The 16,887-nt window shown below is 59.4% G+C and carries 18 protein-coding genes and 1 pseudogene; 11 read left to right on the plus strand and 8 right to left on the minus strand.

Annotated elements, in window-relative coordinates; all coding sequences use genetic code 11:
• Positions 1-8: 8 nt before the first annotated feature.
• The 3 genes from C8K63_RS01895 to C8K63_RS01905 all read right to left on the minus strand — a co-directional run bounded on the left by C8K63_RS01895 (position 9) and on the right by C8K63_RS01905 (position 1,772).
• On the minus strand, positions 9-245 hold the full coding sequence (locus C8K63_RS01895; RefSeq protein WP_003227425.1) for a DUF3820 family protein: 237 nt from the start codon (positions 243-245) through the stop codon (positions 9-11).
• A gap of 70 nt (positions 246-315) precedes the next feature.
• Positions 316-786 (minus strand): MaoC family dehydratase, encoded by a 471-nt coding sequence (locus tag C8K63_RS01900; protein ID WP_108215139.1) that lies wholly within the window; start codon positions 784-786, stop codon positions 316-318.
• A 41-nt stretch (positions 787-827) separates the two neighbouring features.
• Entirely contained in the window at positions 828-1,772 is a 945-nt protein-coding gene (locus C8K63_RS01905) for an alpha/beta hydrolase (protein WP_108215140.1), read from the minus strand.
• Positions 1,773-2,018: 246 nt separating this feature from the next.
• Between C8K63_RS01905 and fadD2 the strand changes: the two genes are divergently transcribed.
• Together fadD2 and fadD1 are read left to right on the plus strand one after the other, a co-directional pair.
• Positions 2,019-3,707 carry a long-chain-fatty-acid--CoA ligase FadD2 gene (fadD2, locus tag C8K63_RS01910; protein WP_108215141.1) on the plus strand — a complete coding sequence of 563 codons (1,689 nt, stop codon included), beginning with the start codon at positions 2,019-2,021 and terminating at the stop codon, positions 3,705-3,707.
• Between the two features lie 396 nt (positions 3,708-4,103).
• Positions 4,104-5,804 carry a long-chain-fatty-acid--CoA ligase FadD1 gene (fadD1, locus tag C8K63_RS01915; protein ID WP_108215142.1) on the plus strand — a complete coding sequence of 567 codons (1,701 nt, stop codon included), beginning with the start codon at positions 4,104-4,106 and terminating at the stop codon, positions 5,802-5,804.
• Between the two features lie 149 nt (positions 5,805-5,953).
• Here the strand turns inward: fadD1 and C8K63_RS01920 are convergent, their stop codons facing one another.
• On the minus strand, positions 5,954-6,331 hold the full coding sequence (locus C8K63_RS01920; protein ID WP_108215143.1) for a hypothetical protein: 378 nt from the start codon (positions 6,329-6,331) through the stop codon (positions 5,954-5,956).
• 355 nt (positions 6,332-6,686) lie between these two features.
• Here C8K63_RS01920 and C8K63_RS01925 point away from each other — a divergent pair, with 355 nt between their 5' ends.
• Both C8K63_RS01925 and def read left to right on the plus strand, forming a co-directional pair.
• Positions 6,687-7,643: a YihY/virulence factor BrkB family protein gene (locus C8K63_RS01925; protein ID WP_108215144.1), complete on the plus strand. Its 957-nt coding sequence runs from the start codon at positions 6,687-6,689 to the stop codon at positions 7,641-7,643.
• A gap of 2 nt (positions 7,644-7,645) precedes the next feature.
• Positions 7,646-8,185, plus strand: a complete 540-nt coding sequence (def, locus tag C8K63_RS01930) for a peptide deformylase (RefSeq protein ID WP_108215145.1) — start codon at positions 7,646-7,648, stop codon at positions 8,183-8,185.
• 122 nt (positions 8,186-8,307) lie between these two features.
• Here the strand turns inward: def and C8K63_RS01935 are convergent, their stop codons facing one another.
• Positions 8,308-8,718 carry a GNAT family N-acetyltransferase gene (locus C8K63_RS01935; protein ID WP_108215146.1) on the minus strand — a complete coding sequence of 137 codons (411 nt, stop codon included), beginning with the start codon at positions 8,716-8,718 and terminating at the stop codon, positions 8,308-8,310.
• A 329-nt stretch (positions 8,719-9,047) separates the two neighbouring features.
• Here C8K63_RS01935 and C8K63_RS01940 point away from each other — a divergent pair, with 329 nt between their 5' ends.
• The 5 genes and pseudogenes from C8K63_RS01940 to C8K63_RS01960 all read left to right on the plus strand — a co-directional run bounded on the left by C8K63_RS01940 (position 9,048) and on the right by C8K63_RS01960 (position 12,696).
• A complete protein-coding gene (locus C8K63_RS01940; RefSeq protein ID WP_108215147.1) occupies positions 9,048-9,989 on the plus strand; it encodes a fatty acid desaturase in 942 nt (313 codons plus the stop codon).
• A 22-nt stretch (positions 9,990-10,011) separates the two neighbouring features.
• A pseudogene (locus tag C8K63_RS31155) lies at positions 10,012-10,101 on the plus strand (metal ABC transporter ATP-binding protein); the annotation flags it as partial.
• A 28-nt stretch (positions 10,102-10,129) separates the two neighbouring features.
• Positions 10,130-10,921, plus strand: a complete 792-nt coding sequence (locus C8K63_RS01950) for a phosphate/phosphite/phosphonate ABC transporter substrate-binding protein (RefSeq protein ID WP_108215148.1) — start codon at positions 10,130-10,132, stop codon at positions 10,919-10,921.
• A 216-nt stretch (positions 10,922-11,137) separates the two neighbouring features.
• Positions 11,138-11,686 carry a sigma-70 family RNA polymerase sigma factor gene (locus tag C8K63_RS01955; protein WP_108215149.1) on the plus strand — a complete coding sequence of 183 codons (549 nt, stop codon included), beginning with the start codon at positions 11,138-11,140 and terminating at the stop codon, positions 11,684-11,686.
• Positions 11,683-12,696 carry an ABC transporter substrate-binding protein gene (locus C8K63_RS01960; protein WP_108215150.1) on the plus strand — a complete coding sequence of 338 codons (1,014 nt, stop codon included), beginning with the start codon at positions 11,683-11,685 and terminating at the stop codon, positions 12,694-12,696. Before C8K63_RS01955 ends, C8K63_RS01960 begins: the two co-directional genes overlap by 4 nt.
• A 130-nt stretch (positions 12,697-12,826) precedes the next feature.
• Here the strand turns inward: C8K63_RS01960 and gstA are convergent, their stop codons facing one another.
• Positions 12,827-13,429, minus strand: a complete 603-nt coding sequence (gene gstA, locus C8K63_RS01965; protein WP_108215151.1) for a glutathione transferase GstA — start codon at positions 13,427-13,429, stop codon at positions 12,827-12,829.
• A 99-nt stretch (positions 13,430-13,528) separates the two neighbouring features.
• Here gstA and C8K63_RS01970 point away from each other — a divergent pair, with 99 nt between their 5' ends.
• Positions 13,529-14,401: a LysR family transcriptional regulator gene (locus C8K63_RS01970; RefSeq protein WP_108215152.1), complete on the plus strand. Its 873-nt coding sequence runs from the start codon at positions 13,529-13,531 to the stop codon at positions 14,399-14,401.
• A 112-nt stretch (positions 14,402-14,513) separates the two neighbouring features.
• Here the strand turns inward: C8K63_RS01970 and C8K63_RS01975 are convergent, their stop codons facing one another.
• Positions 14,514-15,149 carry a glutathione S-transferase family protein gene (locus C8K63_RS01975; protein WP_108215153.1) on the minus strand — a complete coding sequence of 212 codons (636 nt, stop codon included), beginning with the start codon at positions 15,147-15,149 and terminating at the stop codon, positions 14,514-14,516.
• A 398-nt stretch (positions 15,150-15,547) separates the two neighbouring features.
• Here C8K63_RS01975 and C8K63_RS01980 point away from each other — a divergent pair, with 398 nt between their 5' ends.
• The gene (locus tag C8K63_RS01980; RefSeq protein ID WP_007974480.1) at positions 15,548-15,796 is read left to right on the plus strand and encodes a DUF6124 family protein; all 249 of its coding nucleotides are present in this window, start codon (positions 15,548-15,550) and stop codon (positions 15,794-15,796) included.
• A 20-nt stretch (positions 15,797-15,816) separates the two neighbouring features.
• Here the strand turns inward: C8K63_RS01980 and C8K63_RS01985 are convergent, their stop codons facing one another.
• The gene (locus C8K63_RS01985; protein WP_108215154.1) at positions 15,817-16,848 is read right to left on the minus strand and encodes a LacI family DNA-binding transcriptional regulator; all 1,032 of its coding nucleotides are present in this window, start codon (positions 16,846-16,848) and stop codon (positions 15,817-15,819) included.
• Positions 16,849-16,887: the final 39 nt, after the last annotated feature.

Genomic DNA, 16,887 nt, shown 5'->3' on the forward strand with positions numbered 1-16,887 from the left:
GTAGGTGTTCAGTGGCGCGGGGCCGGTTTGCCGTGTTTGGCGCGCAGCGGTTCGAGCAGGTCCGACAAACCGTTGTGATCGATTTCCTGCATCAGGGCCAGCAGGCCGCCCAACTCGCCATGGGGGAAACCCTCCCGGGCAAACCAGTTCAGGTAAGGGCCGGGCAGGTCGGCAATGATTCGACCCTTGTACTTGCCGAAGGGCATTTCGCGGGTGATCAGCAGTTCGAGCTTTTCAGGATTCATCGATCGATCGTCTTGATTCAGTCAGTCTGGAAAATACAGGCATTCCGACATGCCCCCTCGCCACAGAGGGTTAGCCGATGCTGATCGCCGGCAGCGTGGTCAAGGTCACGCTCTGTTGCTTGCGTGGCGCGAGGATTTCCGCCTCGCCATCCACCACCAGTTCATCGCGCTGGTTGAACACGCGGGTGGCAATACGTACGCGAAATTTCGGCAGTTTTTCCAGGATTTCCAGGCGCACGGTCAGGGTGTCGCCGATCTTCACCGGTTTCTGAAAGCTCATTTGCTGGCCGAGATAGATAGTCCCCGGCCCAGGCAGTTCGCAGGCGACCGCTGCGCTGATCAACGCACCGCTGAACATGCCGTGGGCGATGCGCTCCTTGAACATGGTGCTGGCGGCATAGTCGGCATCCAGGTGCACCGGGTTGTGATCGCCGGACATCGCGGCGAACAACTGGATATCGCGCTCTTCGACGGTCTTGCTGAAACTGGCGGTCTGGCCGACTTCGAGGGCCTCGTAAGGGGTGTTGGTAACCTGGGTCATCTGTCTCGATTCCTGTAACGAATTAAAAAATCCACAAAAAACTATTCGGATCGGTGCGGCCGAGGAGTGCTCAAGGCCTGTGCGATCCAGTTCAGCACATCGGCGATGATTTCATCGCGGTTGCTCTCGTTGAACAGTTCGTGCCGCGCCTGCGGGTAAACGGTCAGTTGCAGGTGCTGGCTGCCAGCCGCCCGCAGCGCGTCGGCCAGATCCTTGAGACGTTTGCCTTCGCTCACCGGATCACATTCACCGCCAATCACCAGCAGCGGCAGGCCCGGGTCGATCTGGGCGAGATTGGACGCTTTGCTGATTTGCTGCAAGCCGCCGAGCAAATCGATCCACAGTTGATTGGTGCAGCGAAAACCACAGAGCGGGTCGTTGACGTAAAGATCGACCTGCGCCGGATCACGGCTGAGCCAGTCGAACGGCGTGCGTGCCGGTTTGAACTTGTTGTTGAACGAGCCGAACGATAGCCATTCGATCAAAGCGCTGCGTCCTTTGCCGCCCTGGCGCAGGCGTTCGAAACGGGCGATTTGCCGTGCCGCGCGATAAAGCGCCACGGGCTGGAAGTTCGAGCCGCTGAGGATTGCCCCGTGCAGGCTGGCACTGTGGTGCAGCAGGTAGCCTTGGGCGATGTAGCTGCCCATGCTGTGACCCAACAGCACGATCGGCACGCCTGGGTACTGCTGGCCGATGTGCTGGTTGAGGCAGGCCAGGTCGCTCACGACCTTGCACCAGCCATCGTCATCGGCGAAATGCCCGAGCGTCCCGTTTTCGGCAGTTTTGCCATGTCCACGCAGGTCCGGCGCGCACACGCCATAGCCCTGTTCACAGAGTTTTTCCGCCAGGGGACCATAGCGACCGCTGTGTTCGGCCATGCCGTGTGCCAGCAGAATCATTGCCTTGAGGCTGCCGTCGGGAAGCCACTGGTTGACGAAGAGGCGGCTGTGGTCGCTCGTGGTCAGCCAGAAAGTGTCATGGATCATGGCGGTTCCTTTGCATGAGGCTGCCTGGTCGCAAACAGCTCGTTGCAGTTTATAGCGCATCCTTGGCTGGGCGTCTGATCAGCCTACGCCACGGCAAGAAGATTCATACGGTCAATGACGGCCGTGGGCATATTTGCCTGCTACGTCATAACTGCTAGTGTCCGTGAAGCTCCGCTTTTTGCATTTTTTTTTGAAAAATGACAGAAAAGTGGCCCGGGATAGATTCAGGTAAAGAGGACAAGAACAATGCAACCTGATTTCTGGAATGACAAACGCCCGGCCGGCGTGCCCATGGATATCGATCTGGGAACCTACAAGTCGGTGATCGAGGTGTTCGAGCGTTCCTGCAAGAAGTTTGCTGACCGCCCGGCGTTCAGCAACATGGGCGTGACCCTGACCTACGCCGAACTGGAGCGTCAGAGCGCTGCCTTCGCCGGCTACCTGCAAGCCCACACCGATCTGGTGCCGGGTGACCGCATCGCGGTGCAGATGCCCAACGTCCTGCATTACCCGATCGCCGTGTTCGGTGCCTTGCGCGCCGGGTTGATCGTGGTCAACACCAACCCGTTGTACACCGCGCGGGAAATGCGCCACCAGTTCAAGGATTCCGGCGCCCGGGCGCTGGTGTACCTGAACATGTTCGGCCAGAAAGTCCAGGAAGTGCTGCCCGACACCGATATCCAGTACCTGATCGAAGCGAAGATGGGCGACCTGATGCCCACTGCCAAGGGGTGGCTGGTCAACACCGTGGTGAGCAAGGTCAAGAAGATGGTCCCGGACTATTCCTTGCCCCAGGCCGTTTCCTTCAAGAGTGCGCTGCGCATGGGCCGTGGCCTGGGTATCAAGCCGCTGAAGGTCGGCCTTGACGACATCGCCGTACTGCAATACACCGGCGGCACCACGGGCCTTGCCAAGGGCGCGATGCTGACCCACGGCAACCTGGTGGCGAACATGCAACAGGCGCGGGCCTGTCTCAGCCAGTCGGCCAGCGACGGCCAGCCGCTGCTGCGCGAAGGCCAGGAGGTGATGATCGCGCCGCTGCCGCTGTACCACATCTATGCTTTCACGGCGAACTGCATGTGCATGATGGTGACAGGCAACCACAACGTGCTGATCACCAACCCGCGTGACATCGGCGGCTTCATCAAGGAGCTGAAGAACTGGCGGTTCTCGGCGTTGCTGGGGCTCAACACGCTGTTCGTCGCGCTGATGGATCACCCGGACTTCAAGACCCTGGACTTCTCCAGCCTCAAGCTCACCAACTCCGGCGGCACTGCGCTGGTCAAGGCAACCGCCGAGCGTTGGGAACAACTGACCGGATGCCGTATCACCGAAGGTTACGGCCTGACCGAAACTTCGCCGGTGGCCTGCACCAACCCCTACGGCAGCCAATCGCGGATCGGCACGGTCGGCCTGCCGGTGCCGGGCACCGCGCTGAAAGTCATCAGTGATGACGGCGTCGAACAACCTTTGGGAGAACGCGGCGAGTTGTGCATCAAAGGCCCGCAGATCATGAAGGGCTACTGGCAAAAACCTGATGCCACGGCCGAAGTGCTGGATGCCGAGGGCTGGTTCAAGTCCGGTGATATCGCGGTGATCGACCCGGACGGATTCGTGCGCATCGTCGATCGCAAGAAGGACATGATCATTGTTTCGGGTTTCAACGTGTACCCGAATGAGATCGAAGACGTGGTGATGGCACACCCGAAAGTCGCCAACTGCGCGGTCATCGGTGTGCCCGACGAGCGGTCGGGGGAGGCGGTGAAGCTGTTTGTGGTGGCCCGTGAAGCGGGGGTCAGCCTTGAAGAGTTGAAGGCTTACTGCAAAGAAAACTTCACGGCGTACAAAGTACCGAAGCACATTGTTCTGCGTGAGTCGCTGCCGATGACGCCGGTGGGCAAGATCCTGCGGCGGGAATTGCGTGATATCGCCTGACCGGTGAATGACCGATCCCCTGTAGGAGCGAGCTTGCTCGCGATGGACGTCAACGATAACGCGCCCTGTTTGAATGATCGCGTTGTCCGGACGTTTTTCGTCGGAACGCCGCCCGGAGCAAGCTCGCTCCTACAGTTTTAGCGCGAAAGCCCCGATTTTCGGGGCTTTCGGGGATGAATAGAATTTTTGCTCTAAAATGACCAATCGCTAGTCTTGAGTCACAATTGTGACCGTAGAGGCCTATTTTGGCTCTAGTCGACCCTCGGCAAAGCTGCTACTCTCGGCGCGCTTTGTGACTTCTCGGCCTTCTATCAGCCAGATTCACCAATGACCAAACACCAATAATAATCGCATCAAATGCGGTGCTGAATTCGCGTTGCTGAGGAGTGGGCTTCCATGATCGAAGACTTTTGGAAGGATAAGTACCCAGCTGGGATTGCTACAGACATCAATCCAGACGAGTATCCGAATATTCAGGCAGTGTTGAAGCAATCCTGCCAACGCTTCGCCAACAAGCCGGCATTCAGCAACCTGGGCAGGACACTCACCTACGGTGAACTGTACGAATTGTCCGGTGCGTTTGCCGCTTACCTGCAACAGCATACCGACTTGCAGCCTGGCGATCGAATCGCCGTGCAATTGCCCAACGTGTTGCAGTACCCGGTAGCCGTCTTCGGTGCAATTCGCGCCGGGCTGATCGTGGTCAACACCAACCCGCTGTACACCGCGCGGGAGATGGAACACCAATTCAACGACTCCGGTGCCAAGGCCCTGGTCTGCCTGGCCAACATGGCGCACCTGGCCCAAATCGTGGTGCCGAAAACCGGCGTCAAGCACGTGATCGTCACTGAAGTCGCCGACCTGCTGCCGCCGCTCAAGCGCTTGCTGATCAACAGCGTCATCAAGTACGTGAAGAAGATGGTGCCGGCCTATCACTTGCCAAAAGCCGTCAAGTTCAATGACGTGCTGAGCAAGGGCCTGGGCCAGCCAGTGGCGGAAGCCAATCCGGCCAGCGGTGATGTCGCGGTGCTGCAATACACCGGCGGCACCACCGGCGTGGCCAAGGGCGCGATGCTGACCCACCGCAACCTGGTGGCGAACATGCTGCAGTGCAAGGCGCTGATGGGTTCCAACCTCAATGAAGGTTGCGAGATCCTGATCACACCGCTGCCGCTGTACCACATCTATGCGTTCACCTTTCATTGCATGGCGATGATGCTGATCGGCAACCACAACATCCTGATCAGCAACCCGCGTGACCTGCCGGCGATGGTCAAGGAACTGTCGAAGTGGAAGTTCAGCGGCTTTGTCGGCCTGAACACCCTGTTCGTGGCCCTGTGCAACAACGAAGGGTTCCGCAAACTGGACTTCTCCGCGCTGAAAGTCACCTTGTCGGGCGGCATGGCCCTGCAATTGGCCGCGGCCGAACGCTGGAAAGCGGTGACCGGTTGCGCCATCTGCGAAGGCTACGGCATGACCGAAACCAGCCCGGTGGCCACGGTCAACCCGATCCAGAACATCCAGATCGGCACCATCGGCATTCCGGTGCCGTCGACCCTGTGCAAAGTCATCAACGATGCCGGTGTCGAACAACCGATGGGCGAAATCGGCGAGCTGTGCGTGAAAGGCCCACAGGTCATGAAAGGCTACTGGCAGCGCCAGGAAGCCACCGATGAAATCCTCGACAGCGAAGGCTGGTTGAAGACCGGTGACATCGCGCTGATCCAGCCCGATGGCTACATGCGCATTGTCGATCGCAAGAAAGACATGATCCTGGTGTCCGGTTTCAACGTGTACCCGAACGAGCTCGAAGACGTGCTGGCTACCCTGCCGGGTGTGTTGCAATGCGCGGCCATCGGTGTGCCGGACGAGAAGTCGGGCGAGGCGATCAAGATTTTCATCGTCGCCAAGCCGGGGGCGATCCTGACCAAGGAACAGGTGATGGAGCACATGCGCGCCAACGTCACAGGCTACAAAGTCCCGCGCTCCGTGGAGTTCCGCGATGCACTGCCGACCACCAACGTCGGCAAGATCCTGCGTCGTGAACTGCGCGATGAAGAGCTGAAGAAGATCAACGCGAAGAAAGCTACCGCGTAAAACAAAAAGCCCCGCAGATGCGGGGCTTTTTGTATGTATCTGTAGGAGCGAGCTTGCTCCGGGCGGCGTTCCGACGATGGACTCAAGAGCGCTGCGTTTAACCAATAAACACGCGTTATCGTTAACGATCATCGCGAGCAAGCTCGCTCCTACAAGCGAAACGGCGCGAAGTTGACGTTGGTGCCCGTCGGGCGCATGTCTTGCAGGAAGGAGTCCTTGTCGGCGCTCAGTTCCAGGCTCAATGCAGCCTTGCGCTTGCCTTCATTACGCACCACCAGGCCTTCGAGCTTCTCGCGCAGGAACACGGTCGGCACTTTCAGGTGCAGCAGCTCGTCGGTGTCCGGTGTGTGCATCAGCAGGTGAATCCACTCGTACTGACCCACGGCCAGGCGCGTCACCGGGAGGTCGAACCACCAGATGTTGCGGTTACGGTTCAGTTCGGCGAAGTGGCAGTTGTTGACGCCAAGCACAGCACCGCCGAGTTCCTGGTTTCTGCGGGCAATGGCCTGCTTTTTATCGAGTTTCATAACGTTCCTACGGGATTGGATCTTCAGCGCCAAGGCCTGAATGTGTTGCGCATTCTCAGGGGTTGGCCCGCAAACATAAAGCGCAACCTGCACTGAACGATGAAATGTCGTGGTGAAAATTAATGAAACTCCCTGCAAAAGCCCCCGGTCAACCTTGTGTAACGACTTTCCTGCATCGAAATGCCTTTAATGAAAAGAAGACGCGGCCATCTGCAGATGGCCGTTTTTGTGTCAGCCTGAACTTGCACGCTGAATTTGTTTCAAAGTCGCCAACTGGGCTACCTTGATGAAAGAAAACGGCCCCTGAGTCGCCACGACTTCCACCCAAATCCGTATGCGGCGAATGGAGACGCGAATGATTTTCCCGGACATGAGAGGCTTGCCCCTGCACCGTGTGATGATGCGCACGGTCACCGAGTTCATCGCCGACGAGATGTCGACCTATGCCTCGGCGCTGGCCTATCAAATGCTGTTTTCGCTGTTTCCGTTCATCCTGTTCCTGATTGCCCTGATCGGCTTCCTGCACCTGCCGGATTTCTTCTCCTGGCTGCGCCTGCAATCGGAACTGGTGCTGCCGCCCCAGGCGCTGGAACAGGTCAACCCGGTGATCGACCAGCTTCAGCAGTCCAAGGGTGGCTTGCTCTCGGTGGGTATCGTGATTGCGCTGTATACCGCGTCCGCCGGTGTGCGGCTGATGATGAGCGCGATGAACGCTGCCTACGACGTGGTTGAAGGGCGCCCGCTGTGGAAACGCTTTCCGTTGTCGATCATCTACACCGTCGGCATTGCCGGCATGCTGCTGATCGCCGCAGCGCTGATGGTGCTCGGGCCGCAGGTGATGGAGTGGATCGCTGCGCAAGTCGGCCTTGAGAACTTTATCGTCACGCTCTGGACCATCGCGCGCTGGCCGGTGATCGTGATTCTGATGATGGTCGCAGTGGCGTTGATCTACTACGTCATGCCCGACGTCAAACAGGAATTCCGCTTCATCACCCCAGGCTCGGTGCTGGCGGTGGTGGTGTGGATCATCGCTTCCCTGGGCTTCGGTTTGTACGTCAAGGAGTTCGCCAACTACAACGCCATGTATGGCAGTATCGGGGCGATCATCGTGCTGTTGCTGTACTTCTACATTTCCGCAGCGGTGCTGCTGCTGGGCGCGGAGATGAACGCGGTGATCGAGCACATGTCGCGAGAGGGCAAGGACCCTGGCGAAAAAGTAGCTGGCGAGCATGGTCCCGTCCATGAGGAAAAGCACCACGTGTCGGGGCTGGGCCGCGATCACTCACACAAACCGACCATCGATGAAACCTGATCATGATTCGTGAAATTCTGAAAATGGGCGACGAGCGCCTGCTGCGCATTGCCCCGCCGGTGCCGGCCGAAATGTTCGACAGCCCCGAGTTGTGGCAACTGATCGATGACTTGTTCCAGACCATGGAAAGTGTGGGGGGCGTTGGCCTCGCTGCTCCACAGATCGGCGTCGACCTGCAACTGGTGATCTTCGGCTTCGAGCACAGCGAGCGTTATCCGGATGCCGAGGCCGTGCCGCAGACGATCCTGATCAACCCGTTGATCACACCGCTGAGCCCGATTCTGGAAGAGGGCTTCGAAGGCTGTTTGTCGGTACCCGGACTGCGCGGCGCGGTGCAGCGTTACCAGCAGATTCGCTACGAAGGCGTCGACCCCAAGGGCGAGCCTATCGTGCGTTTTGCCTCAGGGTTCCACGCGCGGGTGGTGCAGCATGAGTGTGATCACCTGATCGGCCGCCTGTACCCGTCGCGCATTACCGACTTCAGCAAGTTTGGCTTCACCGAGGTGATGTTCCCGGACCTGGACCCCAACGCGGACGACTAAAAACACCGCAAACCCCTGTAGGAGCGAGCTTGCTCCGGGCGGCGATCCGACGAAAGCGGTCTGGCAGTCATATATGCGATGACTGACAGATCGCCATCGCGAGCAGGCTCGCTCCTACAGGTTTAGGGATCCAACCCCATCGCAATCATCGGCTTGCTACGCGCATAACGGCTCAATCGCTCAACCATCGCGTAAGGCATTGGCGGATCAAAAGTAAACCCGCGTCGCTCATAAAACCCCCGCAAATCCGGATGACAGAACAACCACACCGGCTGTTCGCAATCCATCACCGCGGCCGCAATCAAGCCGGCAGCAAGCCCTTGTTCGCGGCAGGCCGGATCGACAAACAACCCGGTCAGCCAATGCCCGCCGGACACCGGACGCAAACACAGCACGGCAACGATCTGCTCACGCCGGGCCACCCACAGTTGCGCGTCGCGCACGGCTTTCATCGACGATTGGTGAGCGCGATAGAACTTGTTCATCAACGGCCATAACGGCTCGTCGAGCAGGGTGTATTGGGTGTCGGGCATGGTCCAGGGCTGTCAGTGTGCAAAGCAGGCTATTATAAAAGAACGCACGCGTCGGGATAGGTGTATACCTGATCTCACATCCCCATGAGTGGAGTACGCATCATGTCCAAAGGTATGGATTCAAAGAAATCGGCGAAAAAGAAACCAGTGAAAACCGCCATTGAAAAGCGCGCGGACAAGAAGGCCAAGAAGGTCGGCGTGTTCGGTCACTGATCCCGCGTTGATTGATCGCTCCCATGCAACATGGGAGCGATCCTCCAGAAAATAATCTGCAAGATTTCCCAAGGCCAATGCACAGAAGGGGACTGGTCCCCAATCTGAGCAACGCCATGCCCCATTACTTTGATAGCGCCCACCAGGAAGAAATAGAAACCCTGCGCCGACGTTTCACCGCGCGTATCGAATGGCCGACCTGGTTGCTGTTGATCGGTGTGTATGGCGCCTGGTTTGGCATCGTGTTGAACAGCCATCGGTTGGGTTTGTGGTGGAGCACGCTGTTGCTGATTCCGTTGCTGGTGCTGTGGTTATCCGTGCAACACGAACTGCTGCACGGTCATCCCACGCGCTGGCCAACCCTGAACAAAATCCTGGGCTACGCGCCGTTTGCCGTCTGGTATCCGTACACCTTGTATCGCGATAGCCATTTGCTGCATCACCGCGACGAGGACCTGACGATCCCCGGTCGTGATCCGGAAAGCCGTTACCTGAGCGCCGGGCAGTGGCAGGGCAGTTCACCTCTGGGGCGCAGCCTGCACTGGCTGAACAAAACCGTGCTCGGCCGCTTTGCCCTGGGTGCACCGCTGGCCTTGCTGACGCTGGCCCGTGAAGAGCTGCAACGCCTCAGAGCAGGCGAGCGCCAGGCGTGGCTGATGTGGTTGAGTCACGGCTCGATGACCGGGTTGATGCTGCTGTTCATCGCAAACTTCAGTGTGTTGCCGGTTTGGTATTACCTGTTTTTGATCAGTGTGCCTGCGCTGTCGATCGCCATGATTCGCTCCTACTATGAACATCGACCTCACGCGGCACCGGAGCAACGAACCGTGCTCAACGAAGCGGCGTGGCCGTGGCGCTGGCTGTTCCTGAACCTCAATTTTCATCTGGTGCACCACGAGTTGCCGGGGCTGCCCTGGTACGACTTGCCCCGTGCTTACCGGGCCCGCCGCGAGCAATGGCTGGCGCGTAGCGGCGGGTTTCTGGTGCAGGGTTATGGGCAGCTGTGGCGTGAGCATGGAGTGAAGGCCATCGACAGCCCGAGGCATCCGTTTTACTGATGCCTGATCACCTCAAAACCCTGTGGGAGCGGGCTTGCTCGCGAAGGCGTCGTCCCAGCCAACATCCATGTTGAATGACACGCCGCCTTCGCGAGCAAGCCCGCTCCCACAGGGGATTTTCATTGCATGGGACTATATCGATGACCCAACACATCGCCGAACTGCTGATGTACACCGCCCCCGAACCCATCCACCAGGCCAACGAACGCTGGCTGGTGCGAATCCTCGAGCATCTGGGCGACACCCGCCTCAATGCCGAAGGCCTGTCCCTGATGCAGATGTGGTTGTCGCCGCACTTGCTGCTGACACAAACCTGCGGCTATCCGCTGATGACGGCATTGCGCGGCAAGGTCCGGGTGCTGGGGCGGCCTCGTTATGAGCTGCCGGACAGCAGCGGCGGCAATCATTGCAGCCTGATTATGGGACGCCTTGATGATGCACGGCCAACCCTGGCGGATTTTCGCGGCAGCCGAGGCGTGATCAATGGCCTGGACTCCAACAGTGGCATGAACCTGCTGCGCCACCGGTTGGCACCACTGCAACGCGACGGGCAGTTTTTTGCCCGGGTCGGAATCAGCGGCAGCCATCGCGAAAGCCTGCGCTGGCTGCGCGAAGACCTTGCCGATCTGGCGGCCATCGACAGCGTGACCTTTGCCTATCTGGCGCGCCATGCCGCAGAGGAAGTGGCCGGTTTGGGCGTGATTGCCCGCAGTGCGCTCAGTCCTGCCTTACCGTTCATTACTGCTGCGACGGTCAGCGATGAGCAGGCCGTTGAGCTTCTGCGGGTGATGAACCTGGCGTTGCGCGAGTTGCCGGACGTTGCCCAAACCCTCGGTTTGCCAGAGGTACTGCCCGCCAACGAAAGCGACTATCAGGTTGTGCTCGACTATCAACGTGAGGCCGAGACGTTGGGGTACGGGGAAGTGCGATAAGGTTTGAGTGTTGGGTCCAGGTACACCGAAACCCTGTAGGAGCGAGCTTGCTCCGGGCGGCGTTCCGACGAAAGCGGTCTATCAGGCACACTTTTGTTTAATTCCATAAGCGAATATAAAAATAAGTTTTAAGTATTATTAATGAATAAGGCTCCTTGCTAGGATTCGCCTCACCGGACCACCGGACATTCAGCGACCCCTCACCCAGGAGCCCCTATGTCCGGCGCCGATATTCTTCATCGCAAACACGTGGACGGATTGTTCCGCGCCCACTACCACTGGCTCTGCACGCGCCTGCGTCAGTCCCTGAACGATGCCGCCGCTGTCGAAGACATTGCCGGCGAAACCTTCGTGCAATTGCTCCAGGCCCCTGGCCTGACGGCCATCCGTGAACCCCGTGCCTTGCTCACCACCATCGCCCGGCGCCTGCTCTATCAGCGTTGGCGTCGAGGTGATCTGGAGCGCCAGTACCTTCAGCAACTGCAACAGGCCGAGCCGGTCCACGCGGAATCGCCGGAAGCACTGACTCAGTTGTCCCAGACCCTGAACCGGGTGGATCGCAGCCTTCAGCGGCTGCCCGGCAAAGTCCGCTCGGCCTTCCTGCTGTCGCGGATCGACGGCCTGACCTATCCGCAAATTGCCGCCGCGCTGGGCATCTCGCTGCGTTCGGTCAGCGACTACATGACCCGTTCCCAGGCCCTGTGCGACCGGCACAGCGCCAATCAACCCCTGAGCCGTCCACTCCAGAACAAGAGGTCCGCATGAGATCGATCAAAACCCTGCTCGGCAGTTCGTTGCTGGCCCTGAGCCTGTTGTCCCACCCGGCCTCGGCCACGGAGAAAGTCGCGCCCATTCACTTTGGCGACATCACTTGGGAAAGCGGCAGCCTCATCACCGAAATCCTGCGCCTGATCGTTGAAAAAGGTTACGGCTACCCGACCGACACGCTGCCGGGCAGCACCGTCAGCCTTGAAGCGGCGCTGGCGAAAAACGATATCCAGGTCATCGGTGAAGAGTGGGCCGGGCGCAGTCCGGCCTGGGTCAAGGCTGCCGCGGAGGGCAAAGTGTTCGGCCTCGGCGATACGGTCAAGGGCGCCACTGAAGGCTGGTGGGTGCCGGAGTACGTGATCAAGGGCGATCCCGAGCGCGGCATCAAGCCCTTGGCTCCGGAGCTAAAGTCCGTTGCTGATCTGGCGAAGTACAAGGACGTATTCCGCGACCCCGAAGACCCGAGCCGCGGACGCTTCCTCAACAGCCCGACAGGCTGGACCTCGGAAATCGTCAACAGCCAGAAACTCAAGGCCTATGATCTGACCGCCAGCTACGTCAACTTCCGCACCGGCTCCGGTGCCGCACTGGATGCCGAGGTGGCGTCGTCGATCCGCCGTGGCAAACCGGTGCTGTTCTACTACTGGTCGCCGACACCGCTGTTGGGGCGTTTCAAACTGGTGAAGCTCGACGAACCGCCGTTCGACGCGCAAGCCTGGAAAACCCTGGCCGACGCCAACAACCCGAACCCCAAAGGCACGCGCTCGATGCCGGCCAGCCTGGCCATCGGCGTATCGGCACCGTTCAAGGCGCAATACCCGGACCTGGTGACGTTCTTTGAAAAGGTCGATTTGCCGATCGATCTGTTGAACCAGACCTTGGGCCAGATGAGTGAAAAGCGCCAGAAGCCCCGTGAAGTCGCCGAAGCGTTTTTGCGTGAACAGCCGCAGGTGTGGAAGGGCTGGGTGCCGGGGGAGGTGGCTACCAGGGTGAGTGCCAGCTTGTAGTTTTGTGTTGTCTGGACTGCAGTCATCGCGAGCAGGCTCGCTCCCACATTAAGTCTGTATTGCCCACAAAACCCGTGGTCAACAAAGATCCCCTGTAGGAGCGAGCCTGCTTGCGATGCGATCTGAAGTCTTACGCCAACTCGGCGGCCAACGCCGCTTTAACCGCCGGCCGCTGATCAACCCTGGCTTGAAACCTTGCCAGCGCCGGCCATTCATTCAATTGAATGTCGAACAACCGAGCCCAACGCAACACCGTAAACAAATACGCATCAGCAACGCTGAACCCGCCCGCCATCAAGTATTCCTGCCGCTCCAGTGTCTGGTTCAACACGGCAAAACGCTTGAACAGTTTCTCCTTGATCAGCGCTTTCACCTCTTCGGGAAATCGAGCGTTGAACAGCCAGCCGAGCCCGCCGTGAATCTCCGTCGAGATGAAGTTCAGGCATTCCTGCAATCGCACCCGCTCGAATGTCCCCTGGGCTGCGGCCAGTTTCGCGTCTGGATGCAGATCAGCCAGGTATTGCAGAATCGCTGGCCCTTCGGTCAGCACTTCGCCGTTATCCAGTTGCAAGGCGGCGACGTAGCCCTTGGGGTTGATGGCGAGAAAATCGTCGCCGTCGGCCGTGGTTTTGCTGATGTTATCGACGCGGATCAATTCGAAGGGCAGTTCCAGTTCGCGCAACACAATATGCGGCGCCAGCGAGCAGGCTTGGGGGGCGTAATACAGCTTCATGGGGCGGGCTCTGGTTGTGGATTTACGCCAGTGTCATAGTGCGCGGCGCCCTCGGTAAAATTAATCTTTCAGAAAACTGTCATAAGGAAAGCTACTGCCATGATGAACCTGATGCACTGGCGAATGGTGGTGGCCGTGGCGGATACCGGCAATATCACCCGCGCCGCCGAACGGGTCGGCATGACCCAGTCAGGCGCCAGCCAGGCACTGGCCTTGATCGAGGAAACCCTGGGCGTTCAATTGTTCACCCGGGAAAATCGCCAGACGTTGCCGACAGCCATCGGCCTGCCGGTCATCGAGCAGGCACGGACCATGCTCGGTGCGCTGCAGGCCATCCGCAGCACCGTCGAGGCGGCAAAAGGTGTTGAACGCGGGACGATTCGCCTGGCCAGTTTTCCCATGGTCCTGGCGACCTTTCTGCCACCGTTGCTGCGTCAGTTCAATCGGCTTTACCCCGGCATCGAGGTGGTCGCCCTGGAAGTCAGCGATGACGAAGTGGAAACCCTGCTCGGCGCGGGACTGGTGGATGTCGGCGTGGTGCTCAATCCGTCTGCCGAGCGCAAGGCCAGTCCATTGGGACGCGATGCCTGGATGGCGGTGTTGCCCGGAGGCCATCCACTGGCGCGGCGAACTCATGAAGAGGGTGTCTCCCTCGACGAATTGTCGAAGCAACCTTTTGTACTGGCCACGGGCGGTTGTTCGACCAATGCGCGAAGCCTGGCTGCCGATGCGGGGCTGCAACTGCAGGATGTGCGCGTCGAGGTCCGTGAATGGAGCAGTGCGTTCACCCTGGTGCGGGAAAACATCGGCGTGAGCCTGGTGCCGGAGATGACGCTGCCAGGTAATCGGCAGGGTTTGCGCGTGGTGCCGGTGCTGCCGCGGATCGAGCGCGAGTTTGCCTTGGTGGTCGCGGCGAACAAACCACCGTCGGCGGCGGTGCAGGCGCTGCTGGACATGCTCGACGGACGGTAACCCCTGGCAAGCAATTGAACCGATTTTGTCCTCAATGCTGAGCGACTTAGTGGGCCTTGCATGCCCAAGGCTACCTTGCTGTGTGGCGGTCCAGGCGGCAAGCTGCGGCCATTCAAGGCAAGCCGTTGCAGCAATGCTTCAGGAAACCGGGGTGTTGCGCCAGGCGTTTGAAATATTCATCGACGGCGGGGTAGTCAGGACGGTCGATCGGGGTCATCAGCCAGCGGTTGACGGACAGGCCGATGACGATGTCGGCCAGGGTAAACCTCGGTCCGGCGACATAGGCCTTGGTGGTCGCGAGTTGATGTTCGAGGATGCCCATTTTCTGGTTCCAGCCGCGGATGCCGACGTCAAGGCGATGGGCGTCCTGGAACTCCGGGTCCTTGCGCACCAGCGCCATGAACGCATAGGTCCAGGACGGATTGAGCTCGATGGCTTGCCAATCCATCCACTGCTCCACCCGGGCGCGGGCGGCCGGCTCGCCGGGCAACAGCTCGTGGTGGTGTTGGTGTTTGCCGGCCAGATAGCGGCAGATGGTATTGGATTCCCACAACGCGCCGGCTTCATCGATGATCACCGGTACCTGAGCGTTGGGATTGAAGCGCAGGAACTCGGGGCTGTGGGTGGACGCGAAGCCACTGCCCCAGTCCTCGCGTTCGTAGGTTATGCCCAATTCTTCGCAGGTCCACAGGACTTTTCTGACGTTGATGGACGAGGCTTTGCCGAGAATCTTCAGGGTGTGTTCCATTTGAGCAACTCCATCGCGAATGGCATAGGTGTAATTGTAGGAGCGGTCTGTAGGAAAGGCGTTTCGACAGGTTTCCGCTGCCTACGAATTATTGCGTCATTGCCTACAACTACGCCAGAATCCGCCGGCTTGTGCGCCTGGTATCCGGACTCTATCGTTCCGCGTCGCTGCAAATTCAGCGATCGGGTCTAGCAGCCTGGATACTTTAGACGCATGACGTCCACCATTCGTGAGCAGGTGTTTTTATGTCTGCCAGTTCATGTTATGGCGGCTGTGCGTGGGAAGATCTTCGGGTCTACCGGGTTCTAGAGTCCTGGTCTGCTAGCCCGCGCATGGCTGCCACCTTATTTTCGTCTAGCAGCGAATCGTGGCAGCTCCATCACTCTAGGAGCATCGCAATGTTCAAACCCACGCCGAACCCCCCACGCAATCCCAGCCCAATGTTCTCCATCTCACCCGGCATCAATAACGAAACCCTGTTGGCACACGCCTGCGAATCGTTGGCCTCGGCGAGCGTCATGACCAATGATTTTGCGACATTCCTGGAAGGTAGCCAGCGCAATACGGCATTGGCGATTGCACAGATCATCATGCTGGCCGAGCTGGCGGTGAACCGGGTGCTGGATAACCTCGATCCGCAGGATTAATCGCAGAACCTGTGGCGCGCCTACGTGCTTTCGCGCACCTTCAACTCAAACCCCATGTCCTGCACCGGCTTGGCCACGGTGTTGCCGGCCATCAGCGTCAGCATCTGTTCCGCCGCGCGGCGGCCGATGGCTTCGCGTGGGGTGTTGATGCTGCTCAGGCGCGGGACCATGTGTTCGGACATGGGCAGGTCGTTGAAGCCGAGGATCGCCACTTGCTCGGGGATCTTGATTCCGTGTCGCATCGCTTCGAGCAGCGCGCCCTGGGCCAGGTCGTCGTTGCCGAAGAAGATCGCATCGACATCCGGGTGGCTGGCGATCATCTGCAAGAACAATTCGCCGCCCAGGCCGACCGAAGACGAGCGGGGTGTCAGCACTTCCAGCGCCGGGTCATACAGGCCGGCCTTTTGCAGGGCTTTGCGGAAGCCTTCGCCGCGCAGCAAGGTGCGTTGGTCCAGTTGCGCGCCGATGTAGGCCAGGCGTTTGCGACCGCGAGACAGCAAGTGTTCGGCAGCCGTTTCACCGGCGGCCAGTTGCGAGAAGCCGACGCAATTGAGCCCGGCCGCGCTGTCCAGCTCCATCATGTACACGCAGGGAATGTTGCTGGCTTCGATCATCCGCCGCGAACTTTCGGTGCGGTCGAAACCGGTCAGGAGCAGGCCTCGGGGTTGATAGGCCATGTAATTTCGCAGCAGGTTTTCTTCTTCATCGCGCGAATAGTGGAAGTTGCCGATCAGCACTTCGAAGCCCTTGGGGCGCAAAACCCGATGAATGGCTTCCAGGGTGTCGATGAACAAAAGGTTCGACAGCGACGGCACCAACACCACCACCGATTGGCTCTGGGCCGAGGCCAGGGCGCGGGCGGCGGGGTTGACGACGTAGTTGAGTTCCAGCGCCGCTTTTTGCACCTTTTCCACCAGTTCCGTGGCCACGGTGCTGACGCCCCGCAAGGCGCGGGAGGCGGTGATCGGGCTGACGCCGGCCAGTCGGGCAACTTCATTCAGGGTAGGGCGGCCAGTGGTGCGGGTATTTTTATCGTTCTTGGTTGTGTTCATCGACGGCTTGCCAAACAAAATTCAAGGCACTAAGGTAGC

The organism is Pseudomonas sp. GV085 (genome assembly GCF_003050925.1).
GTDB lineage: Bacteria > Pseudomonadota > Gammaproteobacteria > Pseudomonadales > Pseudomonadaceae > Aquipseudomonas.